Annotated in this window: 16 protein-coding genes; 11 read left to right on the forward strand and 5 right to left on the reverse strand. The window is 52.8% G+C overall.

What is annotated here, in order from left to right; genetic code table 11:
* The first annotated feature begins 148 nt into the window (after nt 1-148).
* The 6 genes from H6F91_RS27255 (at nt 149) to ispD (ending at nt 7348) form a co-directional block, all read left to right on the forward strand.
* Entirely contained in the window at nt 149-502 is a 354-nt protein-coding gene (locus tag H6F91_RS27255; RefSeq protein WP_190774084.1) for a YbaB/EbfC family nucleoid-associated protein, read from the forward strand.
* A 406-nt stretch (nt 503-908) separates the two neighbouring features.
* Nucleotides 909-2300 (forward strand): NAD-dependent succinate-semialdehyde dehydrogenase, encoded by a 1392-nt coding sequence (locus tag H6F91_RS27260; RefSeq protein WP_190774085.1) that lies wholly within the window; start codon nt 909-911, stop codon nt 2298-2300.
* A 102-nt stretch (nt 2301-2402) separates the two neighbouring features.
* A complete protein-coding gene (locus H6F91_RS27265; protein WP_190774086.1) occupies nt 2403-4049 on the forward strand; it encodes an acetolactate synthase large subunit in 1647 nt (548 codons plus the stop codon).
* A 282-nt stretch (nt 4050-4331) separates the two neighbouring features.
* Nucleotides 4332-5024: an SRPBCC family protein gene (locus tag H6F91_RS27270; RefSeq protein WP_347280093.1), complete on the forward strand. Its 693-nt coding sequence runs from the start codon at nt 4332-4334 to the stop codon at nt 5022-5024.
* Nucleotides 5025-5129: 105 nt separating this feature from the next.
* Nucleotides 5130-6311, forward strand: coding sequence for a zinc-dependent alcohol dehydrogenase (locus tag H6F91_RS27275; RefSeq protein WP_190774087.1), 1182 nt, complete (start codon nt 5130-5132; stop codon nt 6309-6311).
* 344 nt (nt 6312-6655) lie between these two features.
* Complete coding sequence (gene ispD / locus H6F91_RS27280; RefSeq protein WP_190774088.1) at nt 6656-7348, forward strand: 2-C-methyl-D-erythritol 4-phosphate cytidylyltransferase; 693 nt, start codon at nt 6656-6658, stop codon at nt 7346-7348.
* Between the two features lie 97 nt (nt 7349-7445).
* Here the strand turns inward: ispD and argF are convergent, their stop codons facing one another.
* From argF to H6F91_RS28445, 3 genes are all read right to left on the reverse strand, one after another.
* On the reverse strand, nt 7446-8369 hold the full coding sequence (gene argF, locus H6F91_RS27285; protein WP_190774114.1) for an ornithine carbamoyltransferase: 924 nt from the start codon (nt 8367-8369) through the stop codon (nt 7446-7448).
* A gap of 481 nt (nt 8370-8850) precedes the next feature.
* A complete protein-coding gene (locus H6F91_RS27290) occupies nt 8851-9558 on the reverse strand; it encodes a lecithin retinol acyltransferase family protein (RefSeq protein WP_190774089.1) in 708 nt (235 codons plus the stop codon).
* 30 nt (nt 9559-9588) lie between these two features.
* Nucleotides 9589-11694, reverse strand: a complete 2106-nt coding sequence (locus tag H6F91_RS28445) for a S8 family serine peptidase (protein WP_190774090.1) — start codon at nt 11692-11694, stop codon at nt 9589-9591.
* Nucleotides 11695-11939: 245 nt separating this feature from the next.
* Between H6F91_RS28445 and H6F91_RS27300 the strand changes: the two genes are divergently transcribed.
* The 4 genes from H6F91_RS27300 to H6F91_RS27315 all read left to right on the forward strand — a co-directional run bounded on the left by H6F91_RS27300 (nt 11940) and on the right by H6F91_RS27315 (nt 14783).
* On the forward strand, nt 11940-12551 hold the full coding sequence (locus H6F91_RS27300; RefSeq protein WP_190774091.1) for a hypothetical protein: 612 nt from the start codon (nt 11940-11942) through the stop codon (nt 12549-12551).
* A 196-nt stretch (nt 12552-12747) separates the two neighbouring features.
* Nucleotides 12748-13008: a BolA/IbaG family iron-sulfur metabolism protein gene (locus tag H6F91_RS27305; protein ID WP_190774092.1), complete on the forward strand. Its 261-nt coding sequence runs from the start codon at nt 12748-12750 to the stop codon at nt 13006-13008.
* 315 nt (nt 13009-13323) lie between these two features.
* A complete protein-coding gene (gene thiS / locus H6F91_RS27310; protein WP_190774093.1) occupies nt 13324-13542 on the forward strand; it encodes a sulfur carrier protein ThiS in 219 nt (72 codons plus the stop codon).
* Between the two features lie 260 nt (nt 13543-13802).
* Nucleotides 13803-14783 carry a DUF1517 domain-containing protein gene (locus H6F91_RS27315; protein WP_190774094.1) on the forward strand — a complete coding sequence of 327 codons (981 nt, stop codon included), beginning with the start codon at nt 13803-13805 and terminating at the stop codon, nt 14781-14783.
* Between the two features lie 401 nt (nt 14784-15184).
* Here H6F91_RS27315 and H6F91_RS27320 read toward each other — a convergent pair whose 3' ends face one another.
* Nucleotides 15185-16483 carry a TIGR04283 family arsenosugar biosynthesis glycosyltransferase gene (locus tag H6F91_RS27320; RefSeq protein WP_347280094.1) on the reverse strand — a complete coding sequence of 433 codons (1299 nt, stop codon included), beginning with the start codon at nt 16481-16483 and terminating at the stop codon, nt 15185-15187.
* A gap of 3 nt (nt 16484-16486) precedes the next feature.
* The gene (locus H6F91_RS27325; RefSeq protein WP_199308077.1) at nt 16487-17092 is read right to left on the reverse strand and encodes a L,D-transpeptidase; all 606 of its coding nucleotides are present in this window, start codon (nt 17090-17092) and stop codon (nt 16487-16489) included.
* A 285-nt stretch (nt 17093-17377) separates the two neighbouring features.
* On the opposite strand from H6F91_RS27325, the gene H6F91_RS27330 reads away from it, so the two are divergent.
* Nucleotides 17378-17863, forward strand: coding sequence for a hypothetical protein (locus H6F91_RS27330; RefSeq protein ID WP_190789577.1), 486 nt, complete (start codon nt 17378-17380; stop codon nt 17861-17863).
* Nucleotides 17864-18234 lie beyond the last annotated feature (371 nt).

Here is an 18234-nt window from a genome sequence, read left to right on the forward strand (position 1 = left end):
CCTCCCAATGGGAGTTGACTTTTATGCGTTCAGTGCATGAAAAGGCAACTTTAAATACAGACCCTATCCGGGTAAATGGGAATTACATTGGGAGAAGTGCTAAGGTTTTAGCATTCCAACAAACGCAATCACGAGCGAACAGGACATTATGACGAAAGGACAAGGATTCGGTGGCTTCGGCCTCGGCAAGATGAAGGAACTGACAGAAGCCTTCAAAAAAGCCCAACAGGTTCAAGAGGGCGCGAAGAGGCTGCAAGAAGAGCTGGAAGTCATGGAGATCACCGGCGAAGCAGGTGGTGGCATGGTGAAGGTTATCCTCACTGGAAACCAGGAACCTCGTCGCGTTGAAATTTCTCCAGATGTACTGGGTGAGGGAGCTGAAGTTCTTTCGGATCTGGTGCTGGCAGCTGCTAAAGATGCTTACAACAAGTCCACCACCACGATGCGCGAACGGATGGAAGAATTGACCGGCGGTCTAGGTCTGAACATGCCTGGCATGTAAGGTTTTTTGAGATTGATTACAGAGATTGGGGAGGGTGCGATCGCCCTCCCCAATTTTGCATATTGAATGTTTTGCAACGCTTGTAGGGGCGGGTTTTGCCGATATCTAAACCACGCAACCAGGCGCATCATTCGAACCCGCCCTCTCCATGGACCCAATCGTTGCCAAGGGCGGGTTTTGCTGGCAAGTTAATGCCACAGGCTGAGGTGATTTGCTAAACCCGCTCCTGCGGGTAATGATAGCGATCGCCCTATTAACAAATATTGAAGAAGTTGCGGAATATAGTCATTTCTAGACGTTTTTGGAACTTTTGTTGCTGCTTGTCACCCATTCCCCATGGCCCACAATTCCGAGCGTTACAGTTGAGAAATAGGGACGAACAGCAGAATTAAAGGAGTTTGCGCCGATGGGGATCGCCAGTATTAATCCGGCTACCGGAGAAACCCTGAAGGAATTTGATGCGCTGACCTCCGACGCGATCGCCCTCAAATTAGACCAGGCAGAGCGGGCCTTTCAGCAGTATCGCCACACGCCCATGGCTGATCGCGCTCGCTGGCTGAATGCCGCTGCTCAGGTCTTGAGCGATCGCAAAGAGGAATTTGGAAAACTGATGACCCTGGAGATGGGGAAACCGATTAAAGCGGCGATCGCAGAGGTGGAAAAATCCGCCTGGGTTTGCCGCTTTTATGCGGACAATGCCGCTGAGTTTTTGGCGGACGTTCCCATTGCCACCGATGCCAGCCGTAGCTTTGTGCGGTATCAACCGTTGGGAATTATCCTCGCGGTGATGCCATGGAACTTCCCCTTCTGGCAAGTGTTTCGCTTTGCCGCTCCGGCTTTAATGGCAGGGAACGTCGGGATTTTGAAGCATGCGTCAAACGTGCCGCAGTCGGCTCTGGCGATTGAAGAGGTGATTCGTCAGGCAGGGTTCCCAGACAACGTCTTTCAAACGTTATTGATTAGTGCCAATCAGGTCGAGCAAGTGGTGGCCGATGAGCGGGTGAAAGCGGCCACGCTAACGGGCAGTGAACCGGCCGGGGCCAGTCTTGCCTCCCAATGTGGCCAGCGGATCAAGAAGACCGTACTGGAATTGGGTGGTAGTGACCCCTTTGTGGTGATGGAAAGCGCGGATCTAGAAACCGCTGTAGCAACCGCGGTGACGGCGCGCATGATTAACAGTGGTCAATCTTGCATTGCGGCCAAGCGCTTTATTGTGCAGGATTCTATCTACGATACATTCCTGGAAAAACTGACGGAACGCTATCGGGCGTTAAAGGTGGGCGATCCGTTGCTGCCTGAAGTGGAGATTGGACCGTTGGCGACCCCGGCCATTTTAGAAGATTTGGATCATCAAGTGAAACTTGGGGTGGAACAGGGGGCACAGTTAATAGTAGGGGGCGATCGCTCCCAGCTCCCTACTCAGGCTGATCCCCGCCTCAAGGTTGGCACCTTTTATCCTCCCACCATCCTCAGTGAGGTGCCGATCGATGCTCCCATTGCCCAGGAGGAATTCTTTGGCCCCGTCGCCATGGTATTCCGAGTGGCTGATGTCGATGAGGCGATTCGAGTGGCCAACCATTGCCCCTTCGGGTTGGGTGCGAGTGCCTGGACTCAAGTGCCCGAGGAGGGCGATCGCCTGGTCAACGACATTGAGTCAGGCTGTGTGTTTCTCAACAGTATGGTGAAGTCCGATCCGCGCCTCCCCTTTGGTGGCATCAAGCGCTCGGGCTATGGACGAGAGCTGGGTCGGGAGGGCATCCACGAGTTCGTCAACATCAAAACCGTTTGGATTCAATAAGCCCCATCTGTTAGGAGATGGGCTTAAGGCTGCTATGTGTGCTAAGCGGCCTCAGCCTATCTCCTCGCTTCACTTCACTTTAGGGAATAGCAAGGAATTTCTATGACTGATCAAAATGCCGCCGAGCTGATGATTCGATGTCTGGAGAATGAGCAGGTTGAGTATGTATTTGGTCTCCCCGGCGAAGAAAACCTGCATGTGCTAGAAGCACTGAAAACATCCTCCGTCCAGTTCATCACGACTCGCCATGAGCAGGGGGCTGCATTTATGGCGGATGTATACGGGCGGCTAACGGGTAAAGCTGGGGTTTGTCTTTCTACCCTGGGGCCGGGGGCCACAAATTTAATGACCGGTGTAGCGGATGCCAATTTGGATCGAGCGCCCCTGGTGGCTATTACGGGCCAGGTCGGCACCGATCGTATGCACATTGAGTCACACCAGTACCTCGATCTGGTGTCGATGTTTGCCCCGGTGACGAAGTGGAACAGTCAAATTGTGCGCCCCACGAACACCCCTGAAATTGTTCGTAAGGCATTCAAAATCGCCCAGAGCGAGAAACCGGGAGCCGTCCATATTGATCTGCCCGAAAATATTGCGGCCATGCCGGCTACGGGGCAGCCTTTGCGGAAAGAGGAAATTGAGAAGGTTTACGCCTCTTTCAAGAGCATTGAACGGGCAGCCCACGCTATTTCTAATGCCGAAAATCCCCTCATTCTGGTCGGGAATGGAGCCATTCGGGGCAACGCCAGCGAGGCGCTAACGGCCTTTGCAACTGAGCTCAATATTCCTGTTGCGAATACCTTTATGGGGAAAGGGGTCATTCCTTATACGCATCCGTTGGCATTGTGGACGGTGGGTCTGCAACAGCGAGATTTTATTAATTGCGGCTTTGATCGCACAGATCTAGTCATCTGCGTTGGTTATGACCTGATCGAATATTCTCCAAAACGTTGGAATCCCAATCACGATATTCCTATCGTTCACATCAATATGTGTCCGGCAGAAATTGATAGCAGTTATATTCCGCTAGCAGAAGTGATTGGTGATATTACCGACTCTCTGAATGAAATCCTGAAGCGAGCCGATCGCTCCGGTCGTCCCGAACCTTATGCTATTGGCCTGCGCCCCGAAATTCTGGCAGATTATGAGGAACATGCCCAAGACGCTGGCTTTCCTATAAAACCGCAGAAGCTTCTTTACGATCTGCGTCAGGTAATGGGGCCAGAGGATATTGTGATTTCCGATGTAGGTGCCCACAAAATGTGGATGGCGCGACACTACCATTGCGATCGCCCCAACACTTGCATCATTTCGAATGGCTTTGCTGCCATGGGAATTGCGATACCCGGGGCGATCGCTGCGAAGCTGGTGGCTCCTAATCGCAAGGTTGTTGCGGTGACGGGCGACGGCGGTTTTATGATGAATTCCCAGGAACTTGAAACGGCCTTGCGAGTTGGAACTCCCTTTGTCACCATCATCTTCAATGATGGCGGCTATGGCCTGATTGAATGGAAGCAGCACAACCACTTTGGCTCGTCGTCTTTCATCAAGTTTGGCAATCCCGATTTTGTCAAATATGCGGAAAGTATGGGTGTGAAAGGATACCGGGTGGAATCAGCCACAGACTTTGTGCCCATACTGAAGCAAGCTCTGGCGGATGAGTGCCCTGCTATCATCGACTGCCCCGTTGATTACAGTGAGAACCTTCGTTTTAGCAAGCGTGCTGGAGATCTGAGCTGTATCACTTAATAGCAACTCGGGCTTTGTCTTAGAACAAAAAGTTCAGGACTTACGCGTTTGTGTTGTGGGTGGGGTGCGAAGCACCCCACCCACAACACAAATACACCACGTATAGTTGGCTTGTGTAAGTCCTGTTTTTGTCTGAACAGCTGTGGCGATCGCTGCATGACCTTTTCTCTATCTTCTGACCGAAGTATCTCCATAAGTGGCTTTCTATAGTGATCGCAGAGACGATCGTTGCTGTGTTCGTGAGCAGGGCGATCGCCCGAACATCCACATGGGAGACAACGCGTGGAAGAGACTGTTAAGCAGAATCAGACAACAAACCCGCAGGCGGGTGAGGTAGAACGGTGGGCTTCCCTACTGGGTGGTGGAGCCCTGGTCTTGATGGGATTGCGCGATCGCTCACTGCGCGGCGTGCTGACCGCTGTTGCTGGAGGTGGACTACTCTACCAGGGTGCGAAAGGGGATAGTGCTTTGGGCCAGATTCAAGAAGCCATTGGCTTAGATAAGGCTATTCGTGTCGAGAAGACTGTAACCATCAACCGCCCTGCCAACGAGCTCTATTCCTTCTGGCGGAATTTTGAGAATTTGCCCCACTTTATGCGGCACCTGAAGTCGGTGACCGTAACGGATGAGCACCGTTCTCACTGGGTGGCGAGTGCGCCTCTCAATGCCGAAGTGGAATGGGACGCGGAAATTATTACGGATGAGCCTAATCATCTAATTGCCTGGACATCGTTGCCTGGAGCCGATATCGAGAACTCGGGATTTGTGCGGTTTCAGCCGGCTACCGGGAATCGCGGCACCGAGGTGAAAGTGGTAATGGAATACAGCCCTCCGGGTGGTGCGGTAACCGCAGTGTTGGCCCGCCTTTTTGGGGAAGAACCCGAACTGCAGATTGGCGATGAGTTGGCTCGCTTCAAGATGCTGATGGAAGCGGGCGAAATTGCCACGAATGAAGGTCAGCCCCGAGGTGCATAAGATCCTCACTCCTTACCAAGGGGGAGTCAGATCCGACCCCCCTTAACGAGGGGACTGGGGGGATCAAAACTGATTATTTTCACAAAACACTCCAGGAGTCATTCTATGAAAGCATTGTGCTGGCATGGAGCGGGAGACGTGCGCGTCGATAACGTTCCAGATCCCAAAATTCTCAACCCCCGGGATGCCATCATCAAAATTACTTCGACGGCCATCTGTGGGTCAGATTTGCATATTTATGATGGCTACATTCCCACCATGAAATCTGGTGACATTTTGGGTCACGAGTTTATGGGGGAAGTGGTCGAGTTGGGTTCGGCTGTGAAGAATTTGAAGATTGGCGATCGCGTTGTCGTCCCCTTCACCATTTCCTGCGGCAACTGCTTCTTCTGTCAGAAAGACTTGTGGTCACTCTGCGACAATTCCAACCCGAATGCGTGGATGGCTGAGAAACTTTACGGCCATTCTCCTTCCGGTTTGTTTGGCTACTCCCACTTGCTGGGGGGCTATGCGGGAGGGCAGGCCCAATATGCCCGCGTACCCTATGCTGACATCGGGCCCATGAAAGTTCCCGATGGCATGACCGATGAGCAGGTACTTTTCCTGACGGACGTGTTTCCCACAGGTTATATGGCAGCAGACTATTGCGATATTGAGCCGGGGGATACCGTCGCCGTTTGGGGTTGTGGTCCAGTCGGTCAGTTTGCCATTCGCAGTGCCTTCATGTTTGGAGCTGAGCGGGTCATTGCGATCGATCGCATTCCTGAACGCTTAGAACTGGCAAAAGCCGGTGGTGCCGAAATCCTTAACTACGAAGAGGTGGAAACTGGCGTTGCTCTGAAGGAAATGACTGGAGGCCGTGGCCCCGACTGCTGCATTGACGCGGTAGGGATGGAAGCTCACGGTACCGGATTCATGGCCGCCTATGACGCGGTGAAGCAGACCTTCCGGATGGAAACCGATCGCGCCCTCGTTTTGCGGGAGGTGATCGTAGCCTGTCGGAAGGGGGGTAAGGTGTCCGTTCCCGGCGTGTATGGCGGCTTCATCGACAAGATGCCGATGGGAGCATTTGTGAATAAAGCCCTGACCATGCGATCGGGACAAACTCATATGCAGAAGTACATGGGCCCCTTGCTAGAACGAATTCAGAATGGTGAAATTGATCCGTCATTCATCATTACTCACACGATGCCTCTGGATGAAGCACCCCGAGGGTACAAGATCTTCCGCGACAAGCAGGAGAGCTGCATCAAAGTCGTGCTGAAACCCTGGGAAAACGCCAGCTAAATTCAAACTTTAAGTCTTTATGAAAAAGTGCGGAGCGAAGCTCCGCACTTTTTTTCGTCGCTAGGGGGTATTGGCGATCTCATCTTCAATCAAACATTCATTTTGAGCGGCTTGAAGCCATTGCTTAGAAAGCTAATGAACCGCGTATAGTGCTACGCACTCAGAATCCGTCCATCTAGTTTTTGAAAAAGCATGTGGAGCGTGGTTTTTCAAAAACTAAACCGTCTTAATCAGATGACGTAAGGCTATAAAATTTGAACGTGAAATGCAATGGCTGAGGCGGTAAATTTTTATCCCACGGCCGACAATAGAGCACGCATTGGCTGTGATGGGAGGGCCACACCTTGTATTTTTTAATTCCGGCAGCAGGTTCAGGGAAACGGATGGGCGGAGATCGTAACAAGCTGCTCATGTCTCTGCAAAATAAACCCATCATGGCCTGGACCCTAAAGGCTGCTAAAGCCGCTGAATCCATTCACTGGATTGGTATTGTGGCCCAGCCTGAGGAATGGCCTGAGTTTAAGGAAATTGTCTCAGAACTGTCTTTGAATCGAGTAGTCCGGTTTATTCCGGGTGGAAAGACGCGGCAGGAGTCGGTTTACAACGGCCTGCGCGAGTTGCCAGGAGTTGCCGAGCATGTGCTGATTCATGATGGTGCTCGTTGCCTGGTCACGCCTACTTTAATTAACCGCTGTGCTGAAGCAATTCAGACCTGTCAGGGATTAATTGCGGCTGTTCCCGTCAAGGACACGATCAAAGTCGTGAAAGCGGGTACCCATGTGATTGAAAGTACCCCCGATCGCCAGAACCTTTGGGCCGCTCAAACCCCTCAGGGCTTTGAGGTGGAAAAACTGCTGCAATGCCACGAAGAAGGGATCCGCAAGGGTTGGGAAGTTACCGATGATGCGGCTTTGTTCGAGCAATGCGGTCTGCCTGTAACCATCGTGCCGGGTGAGGAAACAAACTTGAAGGTGACAACTCCAGTGGACTTAGCGATCGCCGACTTCATTCTGCAACAGCGCCTCGATCGCAGCTAACGATGATCAAAAAGACTGAAACGTTTGTGGGAGGGGCATTGTATACAACATCCCTCCCGCAAACGTTTCAGCCTTTCACATCACAGCCTCCAGACGTTTAGCTCACACCCAGCAAGCTGGCCAACAAGGCCTTCTGTGCATGGAGCCGGTTTTCCGCTTCATCCCATACGCGAGATTGTGGCCCTTCCAGTACCGATTCAGTGATTTCCTCTTCACGGTGAGCCGGGAGGCAGTGCAGGACGATCGCTTTTGGATCTGCTACGGCTAGCAACTCATCATTAATTTGATAAGGCTGGAAGAGCGGCACGCGATCCTCGGCTTCCCCTTCCTGGCCCATGCTGGCCCACACATCGGTGTAGAGCACCTGCGCTTCCTTCGCCGCCAGCACTGGGTCTTGCGTCACGATCACCTGAGAGCGATCGCCGGCGATCGCCTGTGCTTGCGCCACAACATCAGGAAGGGGCTGATACTGGGCAGGGGAAGCAATCCGCACATTCATCCCCATCATTGCCCCTCCTAACATGAGAGAGTGGGCCATGTTATTGCCATCGCCTACGTAAGTTAGAGTTAGTCCTTCCAGGGAGGGGCCGAACTCCTCCTGGATGGTCAGCAAATCTGCGAGGACCTGACAGGGGTGCTCTAGATCCGTCAGCGCGTTGATGACTGGAATTTTTGCATAGTGGGCGAACATCTCCACCTCTGCCTGCTCAAACGTACGGATGGCGAGTACATCCACATAGCGATCGAGCACACGGGCAGTGTCTTGAGTCGGTTCGCCTCGGCTGACCTGGGTCAAGCTGGTGTTCAGGTCAATAACCTGACCGCCCATCTGGAACATGGCCACCGAAAAACTAACTCGGGTACGGGTGGATGCTTTTTTAAACAACAGCCCTAAAACTTTTTCACACCGCACAACGGTTCGCCCCGATTTCATGTCTGCGGCCAGGGCCAAAACCCGCCGAATTTCTTCAGCGCTGAAGTCGGTCATTCTCAAAAAATCGCGCCCACGCAGCGTTGCCATGCTCATGCAGGATGCCCCGTCTGAAATGAAGTAAGACTAAAAACTAGCAAGTTTTGGGGCTAGAAACAATCAAATTTGAAGGCAATGTCTATCCAGAAGTTGCATAGGGTCTATTTCAGATTTGTGAGTGTGGCAGATGAAGCCCGTTGCACCTACAAATCTGAGTTTCAGTTACGCATTTGTATTGTGGGTGGGGTGCTTCGCACCCCACCCACAATACAAATACACTATGGATAGCGGGCTTGCGTAAGTCCTGTTTTCAGGCTTCAAAGCCGAGAGTTCGCGTCCGTTGGGCGCGCACTCTCGGCTTTGAGCTCATCATGAGAATTGCTGGATGTGTCTCCCACACCTCACTCAATCTAAATGCACTCGGCATTGCAACTTGTATAGTTCCTCGGCTCAAGAATTTTGCAGGGGATGCATTATTGTTTCGCGTCTACTATGGTTTTAATCTCGCTTGTACGCTGTTGCAACTGAAGAATTAACTTTTTTGGATAGCGGCGCGTTTCTGTAACCATTCCACATTGTTTTGCAGATCTTGGGTAATTGTTCCCATCTCTGCCATGTTGCCTTCCAACTCCTGAATGCGTTTTTTCTGTTGTACTTTGCGTTCCAAAGCAGCGCGGGCAGCATCTTCTTTCCCTTGTTTAAGGGCGAGCATCGCAACACGGTGCCAGGTGTCTGCCTCAGACTCGGCCTGGTGGTGTTGGGCTTCCAGTTGCATTTGAGCGATCGCCGTATTTTGCAGCGCGTTATCGAAGAGATGCAGTGCATGGATTGGATCGGCATCGTGCGCTGCGGCATCCACAGTGCGCCCCGAAATCATGCGCTCCAGGGTTTCGGCTGGGAGGCCAAAATTGCTGATTTGGAAGCTTTCGCTCTTGCCAACCTTGCACCAGGTCGCGAAATGCTCACAGTTATTGGTCAACAGATTGTACTGCTGCTCCCCCAGGCGGCTCTCGGCCCGCTCAATCACGACATCATCAATAAAACTTGCCGCGTACATCTTTACCGATACCGGATTCCCCCAAGAGAAATCTTTCCAGGGGGTTCGGCGGATTGTCGGCTCAGCCTCTGCCTTGCTGTAGTGAATGACGGTACCATCGCCACAGTCAATACCGTGATGCTCATAAACCCCTTCCAGGTTTAGCAGTGGACGCATCACGAAAATTTGGTCACCACGGGCCATAGTTTTTTATGCTCTAATCTCTACTCCATTTTATAAACCCAGACTCAGCTGCCATCGTCTCAAAGTACCAGTATGACCGGGGGCATTGTCGGTAATCTTCAATTGCCAGGTGCCCCGGGGAGATTGGTTAAGGAGCGATCGCAGCAATGGGGTTGTCTGTAAGGAATAGGTATATTGCAACTGTGTGGCCTGGCCTAACGTGCGGCTCTGGAGCAGGATGGCATTACCTTGTGGCGGCTGAAGTTGAATGCTGAGATCGCCCAGATACTCGTGGGTGACTTCGACGGTAATCCGCAGATCGCGAAGTGGTTGGGTTTCACGAGCCTGAATCAGGCTGGTAATGCCCCGCAGATTGAAGTCGGGGATAGCAACAGCCGTGGTATTTTGCAGATTGACCCATTGGTTGGGGATGAGCGGGGTGGGAAGGCGATCGCGTGCCAATTTCACTGCCCGTGCTGCATTCACCTTGCCATAGCCAAACCACTGGGAGTAGCCATTGGCATCGTAGGAGCCGAAGCGGTTTCCCAGTTGCGGATCGGGGTCGGGATCTACCAACTTATCCGCGGTATCCTGCAAAATTTGGCGCACTTCCTGGCTGGTCAGGAAAGGATTGATAGAGAGTACGAGAGCGGCAACACCCGCCACCACCGGGCAAGCGCTGGAGGTGCCGCCAAAGGTGCTGGTCAGGTCGCCGCCTTCGTAGCCACTGGGGCCAAGGCGATCGCTCGTCACTACCCCTAATCCCGGTAAGGCCGTACGAATTTCTGGTCCCGTAAAGACATACCCCGTTTCGGCCAACCAAAGCCCCGGCGGTGCATTATTGCTCGGAGCTGCTACAGAAATCGCATTGCCCCAATTGCTGTAAGCTGCTTTTTTGCCCAGGCTCGTAGTGGCGGATACTGTAATCACGTCAGGATGTACCGCAAACCCATTAAGCCAGTTGGTTTCACCTCGCACCACATTGCCTGCCCAACCGCGCTCGTTGACATTGCCATTTACCGGACGGTTAGCATTACCTGCAGCAAAAACCACGACGCAGCCCCGGCCACCGCGCCCTTGACGGGCTGCTCGTGTAATTGCCGCCCGTTGCCGCAGAGAAAGCGAAAAGTATACAGCACTGGCTCCCCAGCTACAGGAAATGACCCAGGCTCCCTTCTGAACAGCCCAATCAAACAGCTCCTCGATCGCCCGATCATCCAAAAAACCAGTTGTGCGAAGAGGCAGAAGGCTACACCCAGGAGCCACTCCCACAATACCTGTACGGTTTTCCTCCGCCACGGCGACCCCAGCACAGGCGGTGCCATGGTTTTCGCTGCCCTGGGGTAGGGGCAAGTTATCCTTTTCCTTTAAATCTCGGGGGGCGACAATTTTGCCTGACCCCTGAAAATCTGGATGGGCCAGGTCAAACCCATCATCGGTGACGGCGACGACCACCGACCGTTCCCCCCGTGTCATGTCCCAGGCTGCTTCAACGGAAATATCCGCCCCGCGGACCACCTGGTTGCCGGCCTGCGCGCTCAGGTACCACTGGCGTCGATAAGCCTCATCCTGCGGGCGATAGAGCCTTTCACTGTGGAGCACGATGTTGGGCTCTGTCAGCAACACTTCGGAGTAACGCATCAAATGATTGGCAATTTTGATCGGGTTCTCCTGGGCCTGGAGGGTCACTTGAAAGACAAAGGCCTGGGGGATGCCTTCAATCGGTTTAATTCCTTCTAAGCCAACGGCGGCGGCGATCGCCCGAATCTGATCCATCGAGACCTGGGGGGCAAACTGCACCGTTATCTCATCTGTCAGGTAGACCAGGGTTTCAGGGCTGTTTTCAATTTGATAAACGTGGCTGGCAAAGGCCACTGCTTCTGAGCGACGGGCCTGCTCCATAACAGCATCCAGCCGTTCTGGCTCCACCTCTACCTGTAATAAGTCCACTGAAGGGATAGCCATCACTGACTCCGGCATCAGGGTTGGGGTGATGGCCTGGGGGGCGACCCCTTCGCGCATGCTAATGGTGAAGCGATCGTCCACTTTCACCAGTCGCAGTTCTTCGCCCCCCCGCTGTAAAATCAATCCTTCCCGACCGGCACGCACTCCCGGCGAATTAGAGTTTGGTAATGGTGACTCAAATGCCCCAGTCATAAAGCTTCGCTCCTGACAGCCTAGGTCTTCCACGGGTTCCAGTGTACTGGCTCCCAGCCGGATTGAAGCAGATTCCTTTTAACCAAAACTCCATATTGTCCATTGTCCTGGGGCTGTTGCACGGATCAGTCGATCCACAATATTTAGGTTGCCATTGTCAACCGGAAGACCTTCCACAAGGTGCTACTATTGAACCTTGTATCAGCGGGTTCATCTCCAGAATCCTCTCTTTCACGTACCTTCCCATGCTGATTTCTAAAGCATTTCGTCTTCTCGCACTCATTGGTTTGACCACGATTCCGGGGAGCTTTCTGGTTGCCCATGGCGCACTGGCTCAAACCACTGATAACATTGCCCCCGCCGTTCCCGATTCGTCTGCTTTTCCCGAACAAACGGATGATGGCCGTCCATTGATTCAGGATGATCGGATTCTAAGCATTGCCAATGGGCAGCGCCTGATGGAAGAGGCTCAAACCGCTGTGAGTAACGAAAATTATGAAGTAGCGGCCCGCAAGCTTCAGGAAGCCCGTCAGGTCTTCAACCAGTTGTCTAACCTCTATCAAGATTTGCTTGGCAGCTTCACCGGGGTTGATGCTCGCGTTGCCGACACTCTGCGCCGTCAAGCGTATGACACAACCCAACTACGGGATGAGGCGAGCTACCAACTAGCCCTGGTACACCGAGCTCAAAACCAACCGGATTTGTCGGTTCCGCTGTTGATTCAAATTGTGCGTAGCCAGCAGCCCACACGGGATCTGGGGCAGCGGGCCTACCGCCAATTATATGAATTGGGTTTTGTTGATTCTCCCTATCCTCCCACAGGTGGTGCAACCTCAACCCTGCCTGCTAACCCTTAAGGAGATACATCCGGAAGTTGTGAGCGATCGCAAGTCCCTCACAGCTTCTTAAACTTATCAATTGGCTATCCAGGATAAGAGAAGAGAGGGCAGGTACCACGTACTTGCCCTCTCTTCTCTTATCCTGGATAGCTGTCGCTATATATTTAAGAGTGGGGTTATCCCATACTCAGAAATACCCAGGAGATTTATCACAATGATTAGCCCCAGTCAGGTGGAATCCATGATCAAGCTGGCACTTCCCGACGCGGATGTGCAAATTCAAGATTTGACCGGTGGCGGTGACCATTATCAGGCGATCGTGGTTTCCTCGGCTTTTGAAGGCAAGTCGCTGATTAAACAGCATCAGTTGGTCTACAGTGCGTTAAATCAGGCTATGAGTTCTGAAGCAATTCATGCACTTTCGCTTAAAACGTTCACCCCAGAATCTTGGGAACAGTCGAAGCAGAGCGCCTAATGACCCTTCTGTTGTAGAGATTGTGCCTTTTCCACGAAGCCTTTAGATGAGCAACATCAGATGAGCAACAGCTACGGGTAAACGGTGTAAGGGCAGGTTTTGTCGTTATCTCAAACCCAAAACTGAGATTGTTCAAACCCGCCCTTACTGTGAGAGGCAATCAACAGTAAGGGCGAGTTTTGTCAGGGGTTAACAGCACAGGCAAGAAGGGTTTGCTAAACCCACCCCTACAGATCTTTTTCCCCTTGCATTTATACCTTTCCTCCTAACCCATTCCTCTCTTCCCCTCTGCCCTCTGCTTTTCATTCATTTTTTATGGATTCTCAAACCCTTATTACCCTGCAAGTTAACGGCGAAGCGCAGCAATGCATCCCAGGCACTTCGCTGCCCCAGTTGCTAACGCAGTTGGGGCTTAACCCTCGCCTGGTGGCTGTTGAATACAATGGCGAGATTTTGCATCGACAGTTTTGGGATATAACGCAGATGCAGTCGGGCGATCGCCTCGAAGTTGTCACCATTGTGGGTGGTGGCTAGTACGCTGAGGCGGCAATCCATCACCTTATGTTTTGTGTGAGGTTCGGAGCACCCCACACAGAACATAAGGTTGCAAACTTAGGCCGCAGCCTACTAGTCCCTAACAGAGGGGAACTTAAGGTGATGACTTGAGTACGGTCATCACCCCTTTAGAGTGAGGCCGTTGCCGTTCCCGCGATAGTTTGAAAACGGTACATTAAGAGACATAGTGAGATAAAAGCTTGAAAGCGATAAAAGATCAAAGGGAGATGGGCGATTCTATGCCTAAAAACTTGTTAAGTCGGATTCGGCCCCTGCTGAAACCCCTGGTCGTCTTCGCACTGGTCTTTGCTCTGGTGTTTGGGCATGCGAGTGATGCGATGGCGGCTTCCCGCGCAGGCGGTGGGCGTATTGGGGGTGGGAGCTTCCGGGCACCCGCACCGAGTCGCACCTACAGCCAACCCAGCCGTCCTTATGTAGCCCCCGGTGGTGGTGGTTACTATCCGGGTGGCGGTTACTACCCAGGTGGTGGTTTTGGGTTCCCCTTCTTGGTGCCCATTTTCGGGATAGGTGGCTTTGGTAGTCTGTTTACCCTGCTGCTGTTTGTTTCCATTGCTGGGTTCCTGGTTCGTGCCTTCCGGGGGGCCACTCAGAATAATGACGAATTGGGCTATAGCTCACCGTCCGTCTCCATCGCCCGCCTGCAGGTTGGGCTGCTGGCTCAAGGCCGCGAGCTGCAAGCGGATCTAAACCGTCTAGCAGAAACCGCTGATACCGGTTCTTCGGCGGGTCTAGCTCGAGTATTGCAAGAGACCACGCTGTCCCTGTCCCGTCATCCTGAGTATTGGGTCTATGGCGGTACTGACAATGCTCAAACCCGTTTGGAATTGGCAGAAGCTCAGTTCAATCGTCTGGCTCTGAGCGAGCGCGGTAAGTTCTCGGCTGAAACTCTGTCGAACGTGAACAACCAATTGCGTCAGGCTACGATTCCCCAGTCTTTGCCTGCGGGTGACGGTGGGCAGGCTCTTATGGAGGCTCCGGGTGAATACATTGTGGTGACGTTGTTGGTAGCCGCTCAAGGAAACTTGTCCCTGCCTAAGATTCAGAGCAGCCAAGATCTGCGGCAAGCCCTGAGCCAGGTCGGTTCTGTGTCGAGCGATCGCCTCCTGGCCCTGGAAGTTCTCTGGACACCCCAGGTGGAGGGTGAGACCCTCTCGGCAGAGGACGTGGTTGCAGAGTATCCTGACCTCAGACTGGTATAGCCTAGCGTTTGTTGGAGGTTGAGTGTCACGGCAAACTCCTCCCTCTAACAAAAGCTGACTATCGATAGTGGGATATCATCATGGGGGCGAATTGCCCCCTATTTTTTTGGATTCATACTCACAGGACTTACGCAAGTCCACCATGTATAGAGCAGCAATTCTCATTTTGAAATCAGGCCCGAAAACCGCGCGCCTTTGGCGCGCGGTTTTCGGGCATCAAAGCCAAGAGTTCACGCCCGTCGGGCGTGGACTCTTGGCTTTGATGCCCATACTGAGAATTGCTGTTTATAGAGCATTTGTGTTGTGGGTGGTGTGCTTCGCACACCACCCACAACACAAATGCGTAAGTCCTGACTCAATTTTCTGTGGGGTGAGTTTCGCTCACCACACAGAAAATTAAGCTATAGATGGCGATCGCGGTACCAACGCACCAACTGTTGCGGGGAAAGACCCAAATAGTACCCCAAAATAATCAGTTGGTTGATGAGAGTAGTCTTCCAAACTCCCAACTTTTCCCAGCGACGGCCAGAGGTGAGGACAGCTAGAGGGGCGATCGCGACCCGTCCCAACCGCCGGGCTCGCTGCATGAGAATAAACTCCTCCAGGAGTGCGACCTCAGGAAATTGCCCCAGACGTTCAAATGTTTCTCGCCGCATGAAGAGGGCTTGATCGCCGTAAGGACGTTGAAATAGGCGCGATCGCCAGCGCACGCCCCATTCTATCCAGCGCAATCCCCAATGGTTGCCTTGAATGGCTAACTCAAAGGCGCCAACAACGACATTGGGTTGTGTCAGGGTCGTGCGCACGGCATGAACAAAGCCCGTCGGTAAGCGGGTATCGGCGTGCAGAAATAGGAGAATGCCGCCGCTAGCTGCGTTGGCTCCCACGTTCATCTGGTGGGCCCGTCCAGCAGATGCCGAAAGAAGTTGTACATCCAGAGATTGGGCGATCGCCACCGTCCCATCTGTGCTCCCCCCATCTACTAGAATCACTTCAACCTCTGGGGTTTCCTGCAAGTGCTCGATGAGTGGGCGAATGTTCCCAGCTTCATTCAAGACTGGGACAATAACTGAAAGGGTCTGTTGCTGAACCGCTTGCCATACGGGTAAATCTTCCGGGTAATCCACATCCGAAAGCGGAGCCAGGGTATGCACGGAAAGACCAAGATTTTGGGCGATGGTTTGGGTCTGCTGAAAAACCTGGTCAGTGCTCCAGGCAACGCCCTGGAATAATTCGGAGATGGGCGATCGCAACCCAATCAAATAATAGCCACCATCGGTAGCCGGCCCTAACACGACATCGGCCTGCTCAAGTCCGTTCAACGCCTGTTCCAGCACATCGGCGTTGATGTCGGGGCAATCAATGCCGATGATCACCAGCCGGGACGCCCCGGATTGAAAGGCTGATTGCATCGCAGCAATGAGGCGATCGCCCAGATCCCCTTGCTTCTGGGGTTGGTGATTCCATTGCAAGCCGAGCCATGCTGTAATGGCAGCTTCGTCGCCTCCCGCTATATGAAGGGTTACGGTCACGTCGCGGCGCTGCTGTAAGCAACGCACTTGACGCAGCGTATGCTCCGTCATCTGGCGTTGAACTCCAGCGGCTCCCTCTGGCCCTAAAGCTGGAATCAGCCGGGTCTTGGTAGAACCCGGCTGAGGGTAACGCGTGAAAATGGCGAGGTGATTCAAGGAGTCGGGCACGGCTTAGGGAACGACGGTTACGGGCGTCCCCATGCTAACCTGGGCGAACAATGCCTGGATATCGTCGTTATATAGCCGGATGCAGCCGTGGGAGGCGGGAGTGCCCACACTCTCCGGGTTGGGAGTGCCGTGCATGCCTACCCAATTGTTCCCATCCGTCCAGAACCCAATCCAGAAGCGACCCAGAGGGTTACGGGGGTTGCCACCTTCGATCACTTCATGGGTAAAAGGATTCATCCACGACGGGTCGCGAATCATCTGCCGCACTTCAAACTCCCCCGTCGGGGTGGGGAAACTAGAACGACCCACGGCTACAGGAATCGTGCGCAGCACTGTGTCGCCCTGAGACAGGGTCAGGCGGCGATCGCTTAAATCAATCGTGATGTGCAATGCCCTTTCCTCCGGGAGAACCATCTCCGGAGGCACCAAGTCGGGGTAAGACTCATGAAGCAGCGTCGTAAATCTATCCGAGGTAGTAACCTCCTGGGCTTTGGCCGGTAAAACTTCCCCAGCGAACATAACGAGTAGCGCAGCGCCACATAAAAGTGGGCGAGAGAAACGGGATACTGACTCCCCAAAATAGTGAACAACTTTGCTGAATTCGGACATGAATCAAGAACCCCGTAAATATCCTTAAAACCTGCTTAGTTCTAATGCCTAGAATTATGCTCAATTTTTGCAGAGTCTGTCATTCAGCCTTTGGCAGGTCTGTTTTGGGTCGGTGATATGAACCCTTCTAAGGATAGATTCACTTTTCCAAGTACAGCCATGTTCGTGAGAGCGATGCTACGGCCTTAATCAGCATTGTCAGTAAGTATAAAAAACGATCCATTCAGAAAAAGTTGAGTTAGCATGGGTGGCAACCTTACGGGCAACCTGGTGGAGAGAAATTATATGGTGGTGAGGAAGACTCAATGGTTGGGCGCTTCTTTGGCGATCGCCACGTTGTTGGCGGGAGCCCAAGCCGTTCATGCTCAAGAAGTACAAAGTGAACTGCGCTCACAGCGGTATCAGGATGAGTACCCAACGGTCCAGGACGAAATTCTGGATACCTTCTTTACGAATTCGGGTGACTTCTACCGTAACACTGGCTTCTTGGGTACAGTAACAACCTTCCTGGGGCCGTTCCCCGAAAATAATATCGCTCGTGATGCCGACGCGACTATCGAGTTGGTGCAAGAGTTACAGGAGATCCAGTCCACCAGCGATCCGACCATTCGCACAGTAGATCTGGACAACCCCTTCGGGACTTCACTGCTGTTACTACCTCCCTATGAAGCCCCAGTACCTTCCCCTCGTCCGGCTTACATTCCCCCGATTCAGGGTCCAGCCTCATCACCTCCACCTCCGGCTCGTGGTCCTGTGCGAGGCTTGTACTAAAGGTTTGTCAGAAGTTTTGGGTAGAGCTGAAGCTTCTACAAAAAATTCTCAGACTGGAAGAAACGTGTGCTTTAAAAACTCATGTACAGCCTACGTTTCAAAACTACTTGGCTTCACCAGTCTTTGAGAGGTGTCATTGACGCAACAATTAGAAAAGCTTAAGTGACCGAATGAAAACAGCCCTCCGGGGCTGTTTTTTTGTCTAAATTTGGGTGAAAACCAGGTCGTGAGCTTAGATTACAGCAATGTGCGGGTTGATTAAGTACGGTGGTGTGGGGCACGAAGTGCCCCACACCACCGTTGCTGTACTTAACGCACTCGCACGTTGCTATAAAGTGTCGGGTAGTGTTCTAGATCCACGAGTGGGGTGT

The sequence above is a fragment of the Leptolyngbya sp. FACHB-8 genome, assembly GCF_014695575.1.
In the GTDB taxonomy this organism is placed as follows: Bacteria; Cyanobacteriota; Cyanobacteriia; order Elainellales; family Elainellaceae; genus Vacuolonema.

Excerpts from the sequence above, each read along its gene's own strand:
- H6F91_RS27255 (WP_190774084.1), top strand. The coding sequence starts at position 149 with ATGACGAAAGGACAAGGATTCGGTGGCTTCGGCCTCGGCAAGATGAAG.
- H6F91_RS27260 (WP_190774085.1), top strand. The coding sequence starts at position 909 with ATGGGGATCGCCAGTATTAATCCGGCTACCGGAGAAACCCTGAAGGAA.
- H6F91_RS27265 (WP_190774086.1), top strand. The coding sequence starts at position 2,403 with ATGACTGATCAAAATGCCGCCGAGCTGATGATTCGATGTCTGGAGAAT.
- H6F91_RS27275 (WP_190774087.1), top strand. The coding sequence starts at position 5,130 with ATGAAAGCATTGTGCTGGCATGGAGCGGGAGACGTGCGCGTCGATAAC.
- argF (WP_190774114.1), bottom strand. The coding sequence starts at position 8,369 with ATGGCAACGCTGCGTGGGCGCGATTTTTTGAGAATGACCGACTTCAGC.
- H6F91_RS27290 (WP_190774089.1), bottom strand. The coding sequence starts at position 9,558 with ATGGCCCGTGGTGACCAAATTTTCGTGATGCGTCCACTGCTAAACCTG.
- H6F91_RS28445 (WP_190774090.1), bottom strand. The coding sequence starts at position 11,694 with ATGACTGGGGCATTTGAGTCACCATTACCAAACTCTAATTCGCCGGGA.
- H6F91_RS27300 (WP_190774091.1), top strand. The coding sequence starts at position 11,940 with ATGCTGATTTCTAAAGCATTTCGTCTTCTCGCACTCATTGGTTTGACC.
- H6F91_RS27305 (WP_190774092.1), top strand. The coding sequence starts at position 12,748 with ATGATTAGCCCCAGTCAGGTGGAATCCATGATCAAGCTGGCACTTCCC.
- thiS (WP_190774093.1), top strand. The coding sequence starts at position 13,324 with ATGGATTCTCAAACCCTTATTACCCTGCAAGTTAACGGCGAAGCGCAG.
- H6F91_RS27315 (WP_190774094.1), top strand. The coding sequence starts at position 13,803 with ATGCCTAAAAACTTGTTAAGTCGGATTCGGCCCCTGCTGAAACCCCTG.
- H6F91_RS27325 (WP_199308077.1), bottom strand. The coding sequence starts at position 17,092 with ATGTCCGAATTCAGCAAAGTTGTTCACTATTTTGGGGAGTCAGTATCC.
- H6F91_RS27330 (WP_190789577.1), top strand. The coding sequence starts at position 17,378 with ATGGTGGTGAGGAAGACTCAATGGTTGGGCGCTTCTTTGGCGATCGCC.